This window comes from Floridaenema fluviatile BLCC-F154 (assembly GCF_041929135.1).
GTDB lineage: Bacteria > Cyanobacteriota > Cyanobacteriia > Cyanobacteriales > Aerosakkonemataceae > Floridanema > Floridanema fluviatile.
The window spans coordinates 66,204-82,993 of sequence record NZ_JBHFNS010000091.1; the positions used below are offsets into that span (position 1 = coordinate 66,204).

Below are 16,790 nucleotides of genomic sequence, written 5' to 3' on the forward strand. Positions count from 1 at the left end.
TTATTCGAGTGATATCAAGGTAGTAGCAAAGCGATCGCGTCCCTGATGTTTGGCAATATAAAGTGCTTGATCTGCTTGTTCTACTAACATTTCTGGATACATTTGAGCTAAGGGAATTATACTGGCAATGCCTAAACTAATGGTAACTCGATCGCTCACTTCTGAATCAGAATGGGGAATTGATAAAGCTCGAATTGCATTACCAATTCGTTCTGCAACTAATGTGGCTCCTTCTAGGTTAGTATTTGGTAAAATGATGCCAAATTCCTCGCCACCATAACGAGCAACTAAATCCGATGGACGATATAATAGTTTTTGAACAGTTTGAGCAATTTTAATTAAACATTCATCTCCTTCTTGATGTCCGTAGCGATCGTTATAACGTTTAAAATAATCCACATCAAACAGGATGAAAGATAAAAACTTTTGTTCTCTTAATGCTCTTTGCCATTCCTTGATTAAGTAATCATCAAAGCGACGACGGTTAGCAATTTTGGTAAGAGAATCAATATTAACTAGTTTTTCTAATTTTCGATTTGCTTGTTGTAGTTTTGCTTTAGTTAAACGCAATGCTTTTTCCATTTGCTTACGTTCAGTAATGTTGTAAAGGATGCAATGTGTCTTGAGGAATTGACCATGATTATCTGACTGAACACGACCTTCTAGTAATACAGTAATTCGCGATCGATCCTTTCGCACTAATTGTAGTTCGGAATGAATCGTAGCGTTACATTTAAAGCAATCAAACCGTTTTGGGAATAAATCTTGTGTTTGTCTTGACCAAAGATTACCGAAGGATTGACCAATTAATTCTTCACGGGTATAACCTAAAAGTTCACACAGTTCTGAATTAACATCGATGATTTGTCCTTGTTCATTTAAAGATTGGTAGGCGACAGGTGAGTTATCAAATAAGTTGCGAAAACGTTGTTCGCTTTCTCGTAATGCTGCTTCTGCTTGTTTGCGATCGCTAACATCTCGCTGAACACCAAAATGTCCGGTAATCTTTCCTTGCTCATCATATAAACAAATATAGTAACCTTCAATCCACATTTGCAAACCGTCAAATCGACGTTCATCTGTTTCTATATGTAACTGACCTGCATCAAACAATTTCCGCCATATCTCTCTACCTTGAGAAATATTATGAGCAAAAAAGCCATTAGGTGTTAAACCGATAAATTCTTCTCGACTAGCGCCATATTGCTCTAGCATGGCATTATTTATTTTGGTAACTCTTTGATGAGCAAATACATAGTCTAATACTTGTTCTTTATCAACAGTTTCATCCCATTGTACGGGTCGATCTAGCATCATGAAAAAGAAGCCGTCAAGAGATTGAGAAAAGAATAATTCTAGCTGTGCTTTACTCTCTCGTAATGCTGCTTCTACTTCTTTGCGATCGCTAATATCTTTAATCACTACAATTATGCAATCCTGTCCTTCTAAATTGCAGATTTCAGCTGAGAGCAGGACAGTTTTCTTTTCTTTTGATTTCAGGGTAGCACCAACTTCTAAATTGTAAATATTTCGGTTGTTTTTGAGGATTTCTCTAAACTTTTCTCGATCGGCTAAATTAGTCCACAGTCCTAATTCTAAAACGGTATGACCAATACATTCTTCACGGGAATAACCGAATAAATCAACGAACCGTTTGTTGATTTCCAGAATACTTCCTTTGTCAAGAGTGAGAATCGCGATCGGATCGGGGCTAGTGCGAAAAATCGTGGTAAATTTTTCTTTAGAATCTAAGAAAGCATTTTTAATTTGTTCAAATGAATCTCGTAATTGTTCTGCCATTAAATTAAAAGATTGTGCCAGTTCGCCCAATTCTTTGATCTGGCTTTCTGTTGCTAAATGCTGGCTTAAATTACCTGATGCCATTGCTTGACTGGCTTGGTTAATTTGAGAAATTCTTTTAGTAATTTCGTTAGCAGTAAATATTCCTAGTGCGATCGCTATTCCCAATGCGCCAACACTCAAGAGAACTGTGTTCCGAGTATTAGCGTTAATTTCTGTCATAAAATCTGATTCTGGGATAATAATTATTACTAACCAATCCAAACCATACTTATCCTGATAAGGTAATACTCGGATAAACTGCCGTTCTCTTTTATAAATAAAACTAAAATTCTGAGCTACTTTCCAGTTATGGTACTTGCCAAAATTCTTTCTTAAATATTGAGCAACCTCTCGCGTTTTAGCATCTTGGCTATTAAGTGCTGACGATCTTCTTTGTTGTCCTTTATCTCGTTTGATCTTAGGAATTTCTAATGTTGATGAAGCGACTAATTCTCCAGAACGTTCAATAATAAATGTTTGCCCTGTAGGGGAAAACTTTAACTGATGTAGAAAGTTACTGATATCTGCTAGGGAAAAACTGGAAGTAAAAATTCCCTGAAATTTTTCTTTAGGACTATAAATAGGTGCAGATGCTTGCATTCCCAAAATAGGTGCAGCATGATAAAGAAAAATCGGTGTCCAGGTTTGTTCTCCCACTTTTTTTGCGTAAGTATACCAGGGAAGTTTGCGGAAATTATCAGACAAGGTATAAACTAATTTTTGTGGATTGCCTTGACTATCAACCAAAAAAAACTGGCGTTGATTCAAATTAGTTTTGTTGATTGCCATGAAAAATAGTGTTCCAATCTGCCAATTTTCTCCAGTCATTTTCTCCACTTTTCGGCGATATTCTTCGGTGATAATGCGTCCATAACCGATCGCTTCTCCCCCTTCACTCCAAAAATAATTAGTCGCCAAAGATGGATTTAAAATCATTTGCTGCCATAATTGTTTTTGTAGTTGCTTCAAGTCTTTTGGATTTAAAGTTTGTTCTTTTATTGCTAAGTTGTTTGCCGCTACAACATGATGGGGAGTATGCAGATAATGAGTTAAGCGATCGCTAATTCTTTCTCCCACTTCTGCCATCATTTGATTTGCTAAATTTTTCACTGCCTTTTGTCCGCTTTGAAAGGACAAATAACCCACTAAACTGACTACTCCTACAGTTTGGATCACAAATGGTACTACTAGTACCAAACGCAAGCTAACTGTTTTACAGAGATAATTCGACCAGTGAAGTAAAAAATAACGCATCTCAAATCAAACTTCTCCAATACAAAATCAATCTCATAACAATTGTCGTCCATTTGGCGATCGCAACTACCCTAAGCAAGATGTTTCTTAATCAATTCCATAATAACAGTAAAAAAATTTACTCACATCTACTTAACTGAGTTAATAAAAGTACAATTTCATCAATTGATTGCCGAATAATGCGTGCAGGTTGATTTGAGTGATTCACCATAATGCTAAAAATCAGTCTTTGATACTTCGGCGCATCAACATATCCAGATAAAGTAACTACTCCTGTTAGAGTACCCGTTTTCGCATAAATAATTCCGATCGCTGGAGTCTCTCTAAATCGATTGCGTAAAGTGCCGCTAACTCCAGCTACAGGTAAAGAATTGCGATAAATTTCAGCTTGAGGTGACTGAGAAATTGCTTGCAAAGTTTGCACCACAGAAGCAGGACTTACTAAATTACGCCGCGATAAACCAGAACCATCTGCCAAAACAAAACTTTCACCATCAACTCCTAAATTTATCAAACTGTTTTTAATTGAATTTAAACCCAAAGTAGCCGTATTCTGATTCGTGCTAGAGGAATTATTTACTCCTAAAGTTCTTAACAAAGCCTCAGCATAAAGATTATTACTGGGTTGATTAGTATCAGCAATCATTTGAAATAATGGTGGTGATTCCACAAAAGCTAATTCTGGTTCATTCACTTTCTCAGTACTAGTTGTTACCTGAGATTGTGTCACAGTAATTCCTTCTTGAAGTAAGGCTAATTTAAAATGCTGCAAAAAGTGTTCTCCCGGATCTCTTACAGGTAGAGATAATACTTCGGGTGGCGAGTCAATAGCTATTTGTCCGCGAATTTGTAAGCTGGGTTTCCCTAAAATTCCGTTAACTTCAAAATCATTTTTTACTCCACTCGCCGCTGTCAATGTTTGATTTTCAATTTGCCATTGCCAAGCGGCAAAAGGGTCATTCCAGGTAATTTTTACAGGTTGACCTAATTTTTGGGGTGAAAGCTGCAATTCCACTACATTTTGATTCAAAATTAAACTATTGACAGGTGCGGCATAATCTGAATAAACATCTTCCCATTCCCAAGTCGGGTGCAGTGTTAATCCTTGAAAATAACCATCTTGAACAATTAACCGTTGAATTTGGCGAATTCCTTGACGGCGTAATTGTTGGGCTAAGTCGCGCAATTGTGCATCTGTTAAACTAGGATCGCCACGTCCGACTAAGCGTAAAATCCCATCTTTGCCATAAACAGAAGTGCGAATACGAAAGTCCGATCCTAATTGCAGCAAAGCAGCTGCGGTGGTGAATAATTTAACGTTAGAAGCGGGAATAAAATATTGTTGTGCATTCCGGCTGTAAAGGTGGCGCGAAGGTGATAAAGTTTCAATCAAGATGCCCCAATGTTGGCGACGATGTTCGGGACGATCGACGATCGCATCGATCGCTTCTGGCAATTGAGCCGGACAAATATTACTTGCAGAATTCTGCTCAGCTGATACTATATACTGTGTAGAACCAAGTAATTGGGCATCAGCAGAGACAGCTTTTACACTCCAGGGAAAACCTGAAAACAAAATTAAGAAACCAACCACTCTCCCAATTGCTGTTAGCCTTTTAAATTTCATAGAACACCAAAAACTTTAGATTTTTATAGCTTAAATTATGAAAACACCAAATAGAAATTTTTACCAACGTCCTGTTCCCAAAAAATTCCAACTAGGAGGTAACAGTTCTCTGACTTTTGTCGCTGGAGTCGGTATTATAATTGGCATTTTAGGATTAACTGCTGTCGGATTTTGGGATAGTTTTAGTCAAGAATCACCTATTCCCCAGAAAAACTTACAAAATTTACTAGATTCCGCCAAGACTTCGACAAATCTTCCCAATGTAACTACCCCTAATTTAGCTTTAGAAAATAATTCTACAATTCAACAAAATTCTTATTTACAGCCAATTTTAAGTAATAAAGGGAAAATACAATTAGTTTCCATGCAGCGAGTTCCCGGTAAAACTGATGAAGTAAAGGTACAAATGCGAATTTATCGGAATGCCGCAGAAGTCACTGCTACTGATACAGTTAATTTGGGTACAACATTTGCTAAAAATTCGATTTCTGGAGAAACTTATCAACCAGTCGATCCGGTAAAACAATCTTCAGGAATAATCAATTTATCAACTATTCCGGTGGGTAAATCTGTTGATGCTTATGTGGTGTTAAAAGTACCGCAAAAGGCGATCGTACTGGATATTATTACCGACAACATTATCAAATTTAAAAACGCCTTAATTGGCATTGCTGAACCAGTAACTACAACCTCAAACAATAACTCTGCACTTCCTCCCATTAGCGGCATTTCTGGATTACCAAAAGCGCCCCTTCCCGGAAATACAGCTTATCCTCTGCCATCAGCTATGCAAAATGCCAATTTGCCCGAAGTTTCCGTACCCAAAAATCCCACCACTCAAGACATTACCAATGCCCTAGCAATTGCCCTTGGACAAAATTCCGCATCACCTCCAACAACTACTTCTAAAACACCCGCAAATCAACCAAAAACTAATACTCCCACAGCAAATGTCGTCAATCAAGAAACCAAAACTGCAACCTCAGCCCCTAATCTTCCCCCTCCTCCCACTGTCATAAATTCCTCAACAAAAAGCCCAGAAACTACTCCACCACTTAATATTCCACTAGCAAATAAAGCAGTACCAAATCTGCAAGATCATACTATAGTTTTAGAAAATAATGGAGGATTTAAACCAGGTCAATTTGCTCAATTAGCTTATGGTAGTAAAGCCAGAGTAGAATTAATTTCCGTGCAGCGAGTTCCCGATCCAAAATCAGGCGATCCTGATATCGTCAGCGTACAAATGCGAATTAGTCGTTTAGATGATAAAGTTTTAGAAACTAATGTCATTAAAATAGGTGAAACAACTGCTAGCAATTCCGTTTCTGGACAAACTTACAAAGCAGTAAATTCTTTGGAACACATTCCTCTACCAGTAGCTTTGAAAGATATTCCCCAAAATAGTTCGGTAGATACTTATGTATGGTTAAAAATCCCCAAAGGAGTTTATGCAATAGATATTTTTGTCCCGGAAACTGGGGCATTTAAAAATGTGCCGATCGCCCAATAATGCCAAGTGGTAAAAAAGGTAAGCTGTTACGCATTTAAAAGTCATATTGTAGGGTGCGTCAGATTTAGATATTTTCCTTTCTATATAGGCTTTACCGTCTGACGCACCTTACTCCTTAATAAGTGATTTAAATGCGTAACAGCTTAGAACACAGAGGGAGATGAGGAAATCAACATCAACTCATCAATCCCTAATCCCCAATCTTTCCCCGTTAGCATAAATATTAATAAGCTGTCAAATTTTTTCTAAGTAAATTGTTGCGCTTCAGTGCCTTTCTTTCCAGCTAATACCAAATCCGGTTTAAATAAGCTGTTACACATTTAAAAGTCATATTGTAGGGTGCGTCAGATTTAGATATTTTCCTTTCTATATAGGCTTTACCGTCTGACGCACCCTACTCGTTAATAAGTGATTTAAATGCGTAACAGCTTACCCCCGCTATTCTTTAGTCCGCGTAGGACGTTCGGCGAAGCTCAGTCGAGCCGCGGACTTTGTTTGTGTAGTAGCGTTCGCGTAGCGTGTGCGTAGCACGTATTTCAATCGCCCAATCATAAAGGGGATAGCTGACCTGGATTTGGTATTAGGGGGGATCTAAGGCTGTGATTACTACGTTTAGATCCCCCCAACCCCAATACTGCTCGGTTAAGCAAATTTGTGGTTTGTAGGGGCGAAGCATTCGGACAGAAAATTTAGGGTTTCAGCAATAAATTGTTGCCCGAATGCTTCGCCCCTACCCTTAACCGAGCGGTATTGCCCCCAACCCCCCTTATTAAGGGGGGCTAAGAAAGAGCCAGACTTGTAACTAGCAACTTGAGTTAAATACGGGTTGATTATTCCTTTTACTCAAATATTGCACCTGTCGTTTTAGTCCGCCTACGAACCAATTCGCAGGCTAACAACAGTACGGGCGGGTTTTGTTTTGAGGTTATCTGTGAGAAACAAAATCTACTTTCTAAACCCGCCCCTACAAGTGGACTGACAGCTTTTGATTTCCAAATTTAATCTTTACTTTTTACCTCTGACATATTTCTCTTTAATCCGTTCAATTTGCGCTTGAAATTCTGCCGCTTTTTCGGGATTAATCATCGAAACATAGTTAGCAAAACCTTGAATTGAAGCCAGCAAATTACCTGAATGTCCCCAATGTTTCCCCGCTAAACCATCTTTTTCAATTTGATACAAAGTGGCGCGAAAACGTTTTAAGGTTTTTTTATCAACGTTGAGTTTAGAGTTAACTACTACTCCGGTAACATCTTGCTGATTAGTATTTCGCATGATGCGAGTTTTCTCTTCATTAATGACAAAACCTTCGTGGTCAACAATTGATTCAGTACGTCTTAAAATATTACATATATGACGGCTAAATTCGCCGGAAGTGGAAAAGGTTAAGTCATCGGCGTAGCGAGTGTAAACAAAACCTAATTTTTGTGCCATTTGTTCGAGGCGACGATCGAGCCTCCGACACATTATATTACTAATCGCTGGACTAGTGGGCGCACCTTGAGGTAAATGTCTTTCGCTAAGTGCTACATAGTAAGTTTTGCCATCTAATTCTACTTCAGTAACTTCTGGTTCTGTGCAAATTAAACCAAAGATTGTCGCCGCAATATCTGAGTAACCTAATGATTGAAAAAGTCCTTTAACTCGCCGATAAGAAACTGTGGGAAAAAAGTCTTTTAAATCGAAGTTAATAATAACTTCTGCGCCGATATGAGGTTGGGCGTTAGTGACAATAGAATAATCTTGGCGAAAGCCATGTGCGGCATTGTGTAGAGGAACTTTTTCGAGTATATTATGAAGTATCCAATGCTGGGCTTTTTTCAGGCGCGGCATGGGGGCGGAAATAAGGCGATCGCCAGTAGTTTTCTTCGGTATTTTGAAGCGCACATAATGAGTAATTAGCGATGTTTTCCGAGAAAAGGCGAGAAAGCGCAATTCTCCAATACTAATTCCCATTGCATCGGCGATTTCTTGGGCGGTATTATAAGCAGGTAAACCGTAACTTTCTAATCTTTCTTGATTGTATTCAGCATCATTTAATCCAGCAGAAACTTTATCGCCTAAATAAACAATTTCCTGTGATTTTCTTTGTCGCCAAGCTTCCGCCTTTTCTTGTCTTTCTCTTTCCCGGCGTTCTTTATTTTCCTGACGTTTTCGCTTTGATTCTTCTAAACGTTGTAAATAAACTTGTTTTTTGAGATATGTTTCATTATGTATTTGACGATTTAGGCGATAAAGTTCATTAAGTTCTCGTTCTATTTCGCCACGTCGCCGAATTTCATCAGCTGGATCTGCTGGGATTTCCCCTTCTGCGGGCCAAAATCCCAAGCGAATCATTTCTTCTAAAATTACTTCTTCTCTGGAAGTTTGGCGGATGCGATCGTATAATTCTTGGCGAGTTCTCGGTTGTTGCTCAGTCATATCCCAAGCTGATTGTAATCAAAAAATAAAACGCTATTACCAGTAGGTTTCCCCTTCGTAAACATCTCAGGACTAGATCGCTCAACTCCAGCCTATACCAGGTACTATCGCTCATTAGTTTCACAGAAACCAAACCGTAATAGCGATAGTACCTGAGTATAGGCACAGTCAAGAGCGGGCTAGTGATGCGTGGGCGGACTAAGCGCAAGGACAGCGATCCACTGTCCAGAATGCAAGGCTGTTGTTGCCTACTGGTATAGCGCATTTGAAAGTTACCTGCGTTGACGATCGTGATGTGTTCTTAAAGCCAAAATGTGTTCGCATGGGCCTTTGAACAACTTATTTTGTAAGTGCCAATTGCAGGTACAATCTGCTTGAATTATACGCTGATCTGAGTCGATCGTCAAAGATGGATGATATATATTTCCCTTATCTTTAACGACACCTTGCAAAATCAAAGAAGAAGCAGCATCGCCAGTACAAGAAGTAACTTCGACGGCATTTTGACTTAAAAAACGAGTCGCTTTTTCCTCTCTTTCATTAGCAAAACGTAACTTATCCATTGGTAGCGGTTCCCGACTTAATTCCCGCACCCGATATACTTGCTTATTTAAGTCAAAAATTGCACTACCAGCTTGCGTGTAACTACTTAAAGCACCGAGAACTACAGAACGGTCTAAGTTCAATCGACGAGCAAGCACATCGGGAGGTTCTGCCCAATTTTGTTTTAAAGCGTTGAAAATTTGCTGTTTTGTCAGGTTATCCACTTCGGCGCGAGGTGCCATCAAGTCAAAGTTCCCCGCTTGCGCCCAATCGTTACTCGTCCATCCCGACAAACCCAAGGTAAATGACAAATCGCCCAAATCCGCAACATAAAAGGAAGGCATCCCCGTACCGAGTAGGTGAACGGTAAACTTTTTGGCAATGGAAATCAGGCGTTCCAAGATGTGCAAGCGACGACGACCCCAAACGCGAATGGTTTGTTCGTCATTTCCCAAGTAGGGAGAACGGGAACAGACAACCTCAATATTCCAAGGTTCAAAAACTACCCGCACAGGTTGTCCAGGTGTTAAATGATACCTCATGCCTCTTGGCCCTTGTTTTTCTTTATGTCGCCGCAAAACAAAACAAAGGTTGTGAACATCCATTGGGTGTAAATCGAATTTTGTGGCGGGTAAAGACATGGCAGAACTTACTTGTAAAAAACCCCTTACCCAGCTATCTGGTAAATCAATTTTGACTTCTTTAAATGATTCTTCGTTAGTAGTTTTAACTTCAAAACCTGAAGGATCGACTTCTAATTTTGTTGTCTTGTAATTGCGGATTTTCTGAAATTCGTTGTACAAATCGTGAGAGTAATCAATATTAGTTGTTCCGCAAGCAAATTCATCGATATTTTTAAAGACTTCGTAACTTGCGCCGAGTCGCCCATAACTTGATTCATCGACGCTGAAACATTCAAAAAATATTTCGTCTGGGTGAACTGTAATTACTGGATCGAAGAGGAAGTAAATGTCTAATTGTTTGCGGAATACGTATTGACGGAATTTTTCTCTTGCGTCATAGTATGGTTTGAGGCGTTGATAGTGATTATCGTACAAATTGTTCAATTCTGTTCGCAATTCTTGCATCCGGTTCAGAATTTCTTGCTTTTGTACCGCTACTTTTTGCCAATCAATTTCTAACTGTTTTGCCGCCCATTCTTTATATGCGGTTTTATCTTTTGGTTTGAAACGCAAGTCGGAAACAACTACGTCATGTAAGGCGCTAATTGCTTCTCGAAAAGCGATGTTTTGGCGCAATTCTCCGATGAAAAATGTAGGTTCGCGCTTGGTGTCGGGGGAGAATGACATCTGAGTGCGATCGCCCTTATCGACAACAGCAGTACTTCCTTTGTAAGCGTAATTTACTTCCATAGTAATTGTTATCCTTGAATTGTTATAAATCAGATAATTTCAAACTAACTGAAGCGGTTTACCAAATTGTATAGGTTCGGGAAGAGGTTTTCCATCTTCTGTGTAAGTATCTACTAAAAGTTCTAACACTTCTTGAGCATTTTTGAGTGCTTCTTCATAACTATCTCCGTGAGTATGACAATACTCTCCCCATTCTGGAAGACTGACAATATAACATTGATCTTCATCAGACCATTGAATAACTATAGTGTAACGATAATTCATTTTTCTGCCTCCTAAATCTTTTTTTAACCACGAAGACACGAAGGACACGAAGGAAGAAGAAGAAGAGAGAAGTGGGAGAAGATGAAAGGAATAACTAACTGAAATTTATTATCTGCGTTCCTCTGCGGTTTTAAATTCTTTGACTAAAATTGGTAATTCTAAATCTGGATAAGTGCGTTTGATGTTTACCATACATTCGATCGCAGCTGCTTTATCAGCTATTACCATTGTTGCAGATTGTCGGGTCATTATTTCTGCTACTACGGTAGCAGCTTCCAAACTCTTTTGCGCCTCCCCATTCAAAAAAGCAAAAATGCGTTTTTTAGCTACACTTCCGCGATTCACCAAAGATAAAACTGTGATAAAATAAGGTGTTAATTCCTCCAATTTTTCTGGATCGTTAACAGCATAACTTTCCAAATAGTTCGTTACAAATAACTGCATATCTGCTGCTGGGTGTTCGCTAAATTTCAGCAAATATTCTTGTCTGTCAGCTTCTTGAAAATAGCGAGTTACCAAGTTTCGCCCAAAACTGCGAACTTCTTCTTTAATGCTATCGCAGAGAGTAATTAACACGCTGGGTGTCAAATCTTCCGCAGTGAAGAAAGTATTGAATAAGCGAAAACCAAACTCTTGAGTATCTTCCCATTTACTTTCAACTATTCGCACTCCCGACAACATTTCTGCTTCATTTCCCCGGAAGCGAGGCAAGTTTTTCAGAAATATTTCTCTCGCCGCTTCTCTCACAGACAAAATTTCATTATCCGCCAGCTTAACTATTTCCATTGTCTCAAATTCTTCTGCCCATCGATCGGCATTGGCAATGATTACATACCCTGCTAATTCCTGAGTTGCAGAAGATTTCGCTTTTAGCAATCTCAAAGCAGTATCTTTGCTAATATTTGTCATCCATTCTGGCAAATCTTCCTTCAAGAAACGAACGAGATACTGAGAAACTTCTTCCTTTGTTTTCGATATCATTAAAATGTCAATAATTTCCGTTGCTAACCTAGCAGCGAACTCAGAATTATCTGTGGCGAGGCGGCGAATAACTGGGCGAATGGCGTTACGAATATCTGCTAATTCATGAGTTGCCATTGCCATCAGTAACGAATACTGATTTAATAAAGTAGAATCGGGAAGTTGCCCGAAAATTCTAATTCCAAGTCCGCGAATTGATTCGTATTCTGAGACTATTAAAGAATCAATTAATCCGGGTGGTAAATTTTCGGCTGAAGTTTCATGATTTACGAGGATTCTTGCACCTAATTCTTGCACTTCTAATACAGGATATCTCAGCAAATCTTGGATAATTGACATTCCCAAAGTGCGTAACTGCGGAGTAAAACAAGTTAAGAGAGTTTCCGCGATGTCTTTTGCTTTTTCTCCTGCGTCGTTGGGTAATGCTAATATTTCAGTGATGATTTTAACGATTAAAAGTTTTGCTGTATTCTCATTGAGAATTGAAGAATTGAGGAGTTGACGGGCGAATTGACGAGTATCAGCAAAAGAGTTTGTGACTAAAGAAGCAATCAAATTAGCATCAGCGAGAAAGGGTTCTCTTGTTTCTTCAATCCAGCGAAAAGCTGTTGTTCTTGCTTCAGGAATTACGCAACTTGCCAAGGCTAACACTAATTCTAAATTAGGTGCAGCAGAGTTGTAAAGACTTTGGGCTAATTCAAAGGCAAATCTCGCTGTAACTTCATAAGGTTTATTCAGTAATTTAACGATCGTTGCTGTGTCTAATTCTGTGCAAAACTGAGAACATTCGCGCAACGCTTTGATGGCGAATTGATGTACTGGTTGGCAGTTACTTTCTAATAATAAATTCAACAATTCTGTAGGTTGTTGTTCCCAAAGTTTCGGGAAAGCTTCTTCCCGCACATTTGGTTCTTCATCTCCTGGTTTATAGTTTTCTTTACATAACCACGCTTTGTTATTTTCTCTGTATTCATAACGGTGGCTATTCTCATAAAGAATGTGATTAAATGTGAGATATCCAGCGAAGATGTCCCAGCTTTTACTAACAGTAACGGTTTGCCAATTATTGTTGAACCTTTGCCATCGTGAAAAATTTGTTTGTTTCGCTGGTTGTGCATCTTTGTCGGAATATTGTAAGAGAATGCTTGCCGCCATTTTCACATAATTATTATCGCCTCTTTCTCCTAATTCCCGGAGAGTTCGCCAGATCCTTTGTTGCAGATATTGGCGGGTGAAATTACTGTAAGCAATTCTTGAATTTGAGCTTTTTAATTCTTCTAGAACTTCATCACGATCGACTTTATCCCAGCGTCTTGTGTTAGAGTTGTATTTGTAGCCATATCTTACCAATTGCTCGCCTTCGGGAAGATTTATTAAATTACGATCGCTACGAAAATTTGCCTTCTCTTTTTCAACACGGTAAGCTATAATTCCAAAAACTTCTGCATCTAAGCGATATTCGGCTATTTTGAAAATATGACGAATTTGTTTGAAATAATTGGGTTTAAAGGGTGCAGTTCGCAGAATTTCTAAGAGTGCGGGACGGACATTTTCGTTATTAATTTGGTAGATTGTGTCGAGGACAGTGAAACCTTGGTAATCGCAAGTTTTTAGATATTCGGTTAAGGCGTTGGTGAATTCGATCGCTGAACCGTTTTTAGCTAATTCTTGTAATGGCGTTGGTAGTTCGGCTATTTTTTGCGATCGCAAATTCTCCTTTTCTATTTCCTCCGAAAGTTTAAAAGCTGCTTCCCAAGAAATTCGCCGCACGAATTCGGAAGTTTGGGGATTTTGGTATAAGTTTTTCAGGGTGGGTAAAGCTGTTTTGTCGTCACAGCTTCCCAATGCCCAAGCTATGCAATAATCTCTTAAAGGTTCCCCTGTGCCAATCAGTTTTAAAAGTTCGGGAACTGCTTCGGTAATTTTTAATTCTCCAGCACGCCAAATTACTCTTTCTAAAGGCCATTTATTACCGTTTCTATCAGCAAGTCGGGTTAAAATTGCCTGTTTTTGGGTGTCTGGATTTGGCGGATTCAGGGTTTTTGGTGCGGGAGTTTCAGTAACTAGTGTGCTGCTAACATCTTGATAGCCTTTTTTAGTCTTTTCGCTGACTAATTTATCAAAGACTTTTTCAGCTTGGGCTAAAGTTACTGGTTGCTCGGTTTTAACTCCTTCTTTGAGGTTTGCGCCTCGACGACCGTAGCGGAAGTTTACCACGTATCGATCGCTCCCAACCAAACAAAGATCGACTTCATAAACTTTGTCGGAAGTTCCTTCTTGATAATGAAGGGTGGTTCGCTTAATTAGTTGCATCGTGGTTCTTCCTGTGTCGAAACTCTTCCATCCCGCCAGGGACTCAAGTCCCTGGCTAATAGCTTAAGTCCTCTGAAGAGGACTGAAAAGGCACTTTTAATCCAATTTAATGTAACGCAGATTAGATCCCCCCTAACCCCCCTTACCAAGGGGGGAACCAGATTCAAATTACCAAAGGGGGGAACCAGATTCAAACTCCTTTCAAAGTCCCCCTTACCAAGGGGGGAACCAGATTCAAACTCCTTTCAAAGTCCCCCTTACCAAGGGGGGAACCAGGATTCAAACTCCTTTCAAAGTCCCCCTTACTAAGGGGGGAACCAGATTCAAACTCCTTTCAAAGTCCCCCTTACTAAGGGGGATTTAGGGGGATCGAAATGTACAGACTCATAACTAGGCACTTATATTAATTTAATTATTTTTGTAAACCGGGGATTTGGTTCCCCGGTGGGATGCGTGTTTAACCTGCTGCCAAACTTTCGACGCTGAGTGGCACCAATTCGCCTTGGCGCGTGAGTCCTAATAACATGGGTTCTTGGGGTTGAATAAACTGTCCTGTAAGTACGCAGCGTTCTTCTCTTTGCGCTGTGGCGGGTATACTTGCCCTGATATCCAATTTGGAAAATTGGGGTTTGTACGAACCTGATTTTTGTTGAACGTAATTCCAGAGAATTTCCCGAATCAGTGCTTGATATCCCTGATTGCCAGCTAGGTCTTTCAGTCGATCCTTTAATTCTCTCTCTAAACGGATGCTGGTAACGTCCATATCGGTGGTAGAGGTACGAGTTACAGCTTGCATGATCTTTTCTCCAAAAAAGGGTGGACAAATCTATAATACAAGTGTAGTATTTAAAAAGTAAGATTTCTAAGATACAGCTTTCAACAACTACTCCAGTGATTTACCAACACACTCTATCCACTCAAATGCCTTCTTCCCCACGCTTCGACGGTGGCAACCGAGCCTCGTGGTGTGCTGGAATTGGTATAGGGGTGGATTATCTGTTGCGGGGAATCTATATTTTTGGAGAACGAGATTGGTCAAAAGATGGCGAATTTATTAATTTCGTCAGTCATTTATTTAATCTAGAAGCAAATTTACCGAAACGAAGCGGGAGGTACAGGCACAGAATAACTGTACCTGCATAAACAAGAAGAACTAAGAAACCTTCTGACCCCCGCTTCTAACTAAAAAGAGGCGGGGGTTTTTAAATAAGGAGTTGAATCGTGACGATAGCTTCGCAACCGCAGATACGCAATCCAATAGATGTGTTAGGACAGTCGGTGGTGGTTTTTTCCCAGAACTACTTGCCGATGAGTCGAGTCAATATTAAGCGTGCAGTTGTTTTGCTGGTGACTGGTAAGGCGGAACCGCTGGATCTGATTAAGTGTAAGACTGTGCAGATTCGATCGCCTTCCCAAGTGTTTCATGTTCCACAGCAGATTCGTCTGACTGTTACCAGCAATGAACGATTGTGGAAAGTGCCTCCGGTGAATCGGCGTGAGGTTTTGCGGCGAGATCATCATAGCTGCCAATACTGCGGTAGCACGAAGAATCTGACGCTGGATCATGTGATTCCCCGATCGAAGGGCGGAAAACACAGCTGGGATAACGTAGTTACTGCGTGCGAAAGGTGTAATTCTCGAAAGGGCGATCGCACTCCTTTACAAGCGGGAATGCTATTGCGAAGTCAACCGAAAGCGCCGATGCACCCAGCAGTCTCTTTTGCCGAACAGTTCTGGCGCGAACAGCAAGAAAATCTGGAATAAAAGCGGGAGAAACCCGATAATGCTGAAACTCACTTACACCGAAAATGGCTTTAATTTAGAGCGTCTGGCACAATCTCTAGAAGATTGGGTGACGACACGGGTGATTCTGTCCCTCCGCGCTGGTTGGCATATTTGCGTTGAACCAAGCACTGCTTCGTTCTTGCTACCTGCTGATTTGCCAGGGATTGAACGTCTGGAAATTGAGGCAAGACGCGAAGATTCTGAAATTATCTCTGTAAGTGCTTGCGATGTCGATTATGTCGAAATTAGTTTGCGCGGCAGCTGGGTTTCGGCAAGTTCTGAGTGTGATGAAGGTGTTTTTGTCGTCACGATGAGCGATCGAACTGAATTCTTTTTGTTTAAATTGTGGCAGCAAGCGCAAATTGTTGCCTCTTGCGTGAGTGAATAAAATCTCTTGTAGGGTGGGCATCTTGCCCGCCCTTTTTCTTACCAATTATGTGGACATTTACTGGATAATATTTCAGAATCATAGTGTCTCATAGCGCATTAGTAATCGCTTATGTCTATCAACCAAAATGTCGAAGAAAGCAGAATCGATCTAAAACTAAATCAAGAACAAAAAAAGACTCTGGAAAAAGCAGCTGCTTTGATGGGAATGAGTTTAAGTTCTTATGTACTTTCTCAGTCCTTAGCAGCTGCTAATAAAGATATTGCTACTCATGAAACGCTGGTTTTGTCCGATCGAGACAGAGATCTTTTTTTATCGCTTTTAGAAAATCCCCCTGAACCTTCGGAAAGATTAAAATCGGCAATGCAGAAATATCAAGATAAATACGAAAAGTGAGAAGCAGTGGAATGGATTTTTCGTCCGCTAGATAGCAGTTTCGATAAAGATGCTTTCGATTGCGGAGTGCCAAAATTAAATGAATATCTC

Annotated in this window: 11 protein-coding genes; 4 read left to right on the forward strand and 7 right to left on the reverse strand. The window is 39.9% G+C overall.

Annotation, left to right across the window (positions count from 1 at the left end):
- Complete coding sequence (locus ACE1B6_RS25515) at positions 1-3,096, reverse strand: diguanylate cyclase domain-containing protein (protein WP_413260097.1); 3,096 nt, start codon at positions 3,094-3,096, stop codon at positions 1-3.
- 118 nt (positions 3,097-3,214) lie between these two features.
- Complete coding sequence (gene dacB / locus ACE1B6_RS25520) at positions 3,215-4,723, reverse strand: D-alanyl-D-alanine carboxypeptidase/D-alanyl-D-alanine endopeptidase (protein WP_413260098.1); 1,509 nt, start codon at positions 4,721-4,723, stop codon at positions 3,215-3,217.
- Between the two features lie 37 nt (positions 4,724-4,760).
- Between dacB and ACE1B6_RS25525 the strand changes: the two genes are divergently transcribed.
- Positions 4,761-6,236: a hypothetical protein gene (locus ACE1B6_RS25525; protein ID WP_413260099.1), complete on the forward strand. Its 1,476-nt coding sequence runs from the start codon at positions 4,761-4,763 to the stop codon at positions 6,234-6,236.
- Positions 6,237-7,241: 1,005 nt separating this feature from the next.
- On the opposite strand, the gene ACE1B6_RS25530 is transcribed toward ACE1B6_RS25525, so the two are convergent.
- From ACE1B6_RS25530 to ACE1B6_RS25550, 5 genes are all read right to left on the reverse strand, one after another.
- Positions 7,242-8,657 (reverse strand): reverse transcriptase family protein, encoded by a 1,416-nt coding sequence (locus ACE1B6_RS25530; protein ID WP_413260100.1) that lies wholly within the window; start codon positions 8,655-8,657, stop codon positions 7,242-7,244.
- Between the two features lie 272 nt (positions 8,658-8,929).
- A complete protein-coding gene (locus tag ACE1B6_RS25535) occupies positions 8,930-10,573 on the reverse strand; it encodes an SWIM zinc finger family protein (RefSeq protein ID WP_413260101.1) in 1,644 nt (547 codons plus the stop codon).
- Between the two features lie 39 nt (positions 10,574-10,612).
- Positions 10,613-10,837: a type II toxin-antitoxin system HicB family antitoxin gene (locus ACE1B6_RS25540; RefSeq protein WP_413260102.1), complete on the reverse strand. Its 225-nt coding sequence runs from the start codon at positions 10,835-10,837 to the stop codon at positions 10,613-10,615.
- A 108-nt stretch (positions 10,838-10,945) separates the two neighbouring features.
- Positions 10,946-14,131: a WGR domain-containing protein gene (locus ACE1B6_RS25545; protein WP_413260103.1), complete on the reverse strand. Its 3,186-nt coding sequence runs from the start codon at positions 14,129-14,131 to the stop codon at positions 10,946-10,948.
- A 457-nt stretch (positions 14,132-14,588) separates the two neighbouring features.
- Positions 14,589-14,927, reverse strand: a complete 339-nt coding sequence (locus ACE1B6_RS25550; RefSeq protein WP_413260104.1) for a hypothetical protein — start codon at positions 14,925-14,927, stop codon at positions 14,589-14,591.
- Positions 14,928-15,352: 425 nt separating this feature from the next.
- Here ACE1B6_RS25550 and ACE1B6_RS25555 point away from each other — a divergent pair, with 425 nt between their 5' ends.
- The 3 genes from ACE1B6_RS25555 (at position 15,353) to ACE1B6_RS25565 (ending at position 16,700) form a co-directional block, all read left to right on the forward strand.
- Complete coding sequence (locus ACE1B6_RS25555; RefSeq protein ID WP_459563099.1) at positions 15,353-15,895, forward strand: HNH endonuclease; 543 nt, start codon at positions 15,353-15,355, stop codon at positions 15,893-15,895.
- Positions 15,896-15,914: 19 nt separating this feature from the next.
- A complete protein-coding gene (locus ACE1B6_RS25560) occupies positions 15,915-16,304 on the forward strand; it encodes an alr0857 family protein (RefSeq protein ID WP_413260105.1) in 390 nt (129 codons plus the stop codon).
- A gap of 111 nt (positions 16,305-16,415) precedes the next feature.
- On the forward strand, positions 16,416-16,700 hold the full coding sequence (locus ACE1B6_RS25565) for a type II toxin-antitoxin system TacA family antitoxin (protein ID WP_413260106.1): 285 nt from the start codon (positions 16,416-16,418) through the stop codon (positions 16,698-16,700).
- The last annotated feature ends 90 nt before the right edge of the window (positions 16,701-16,790 follow it).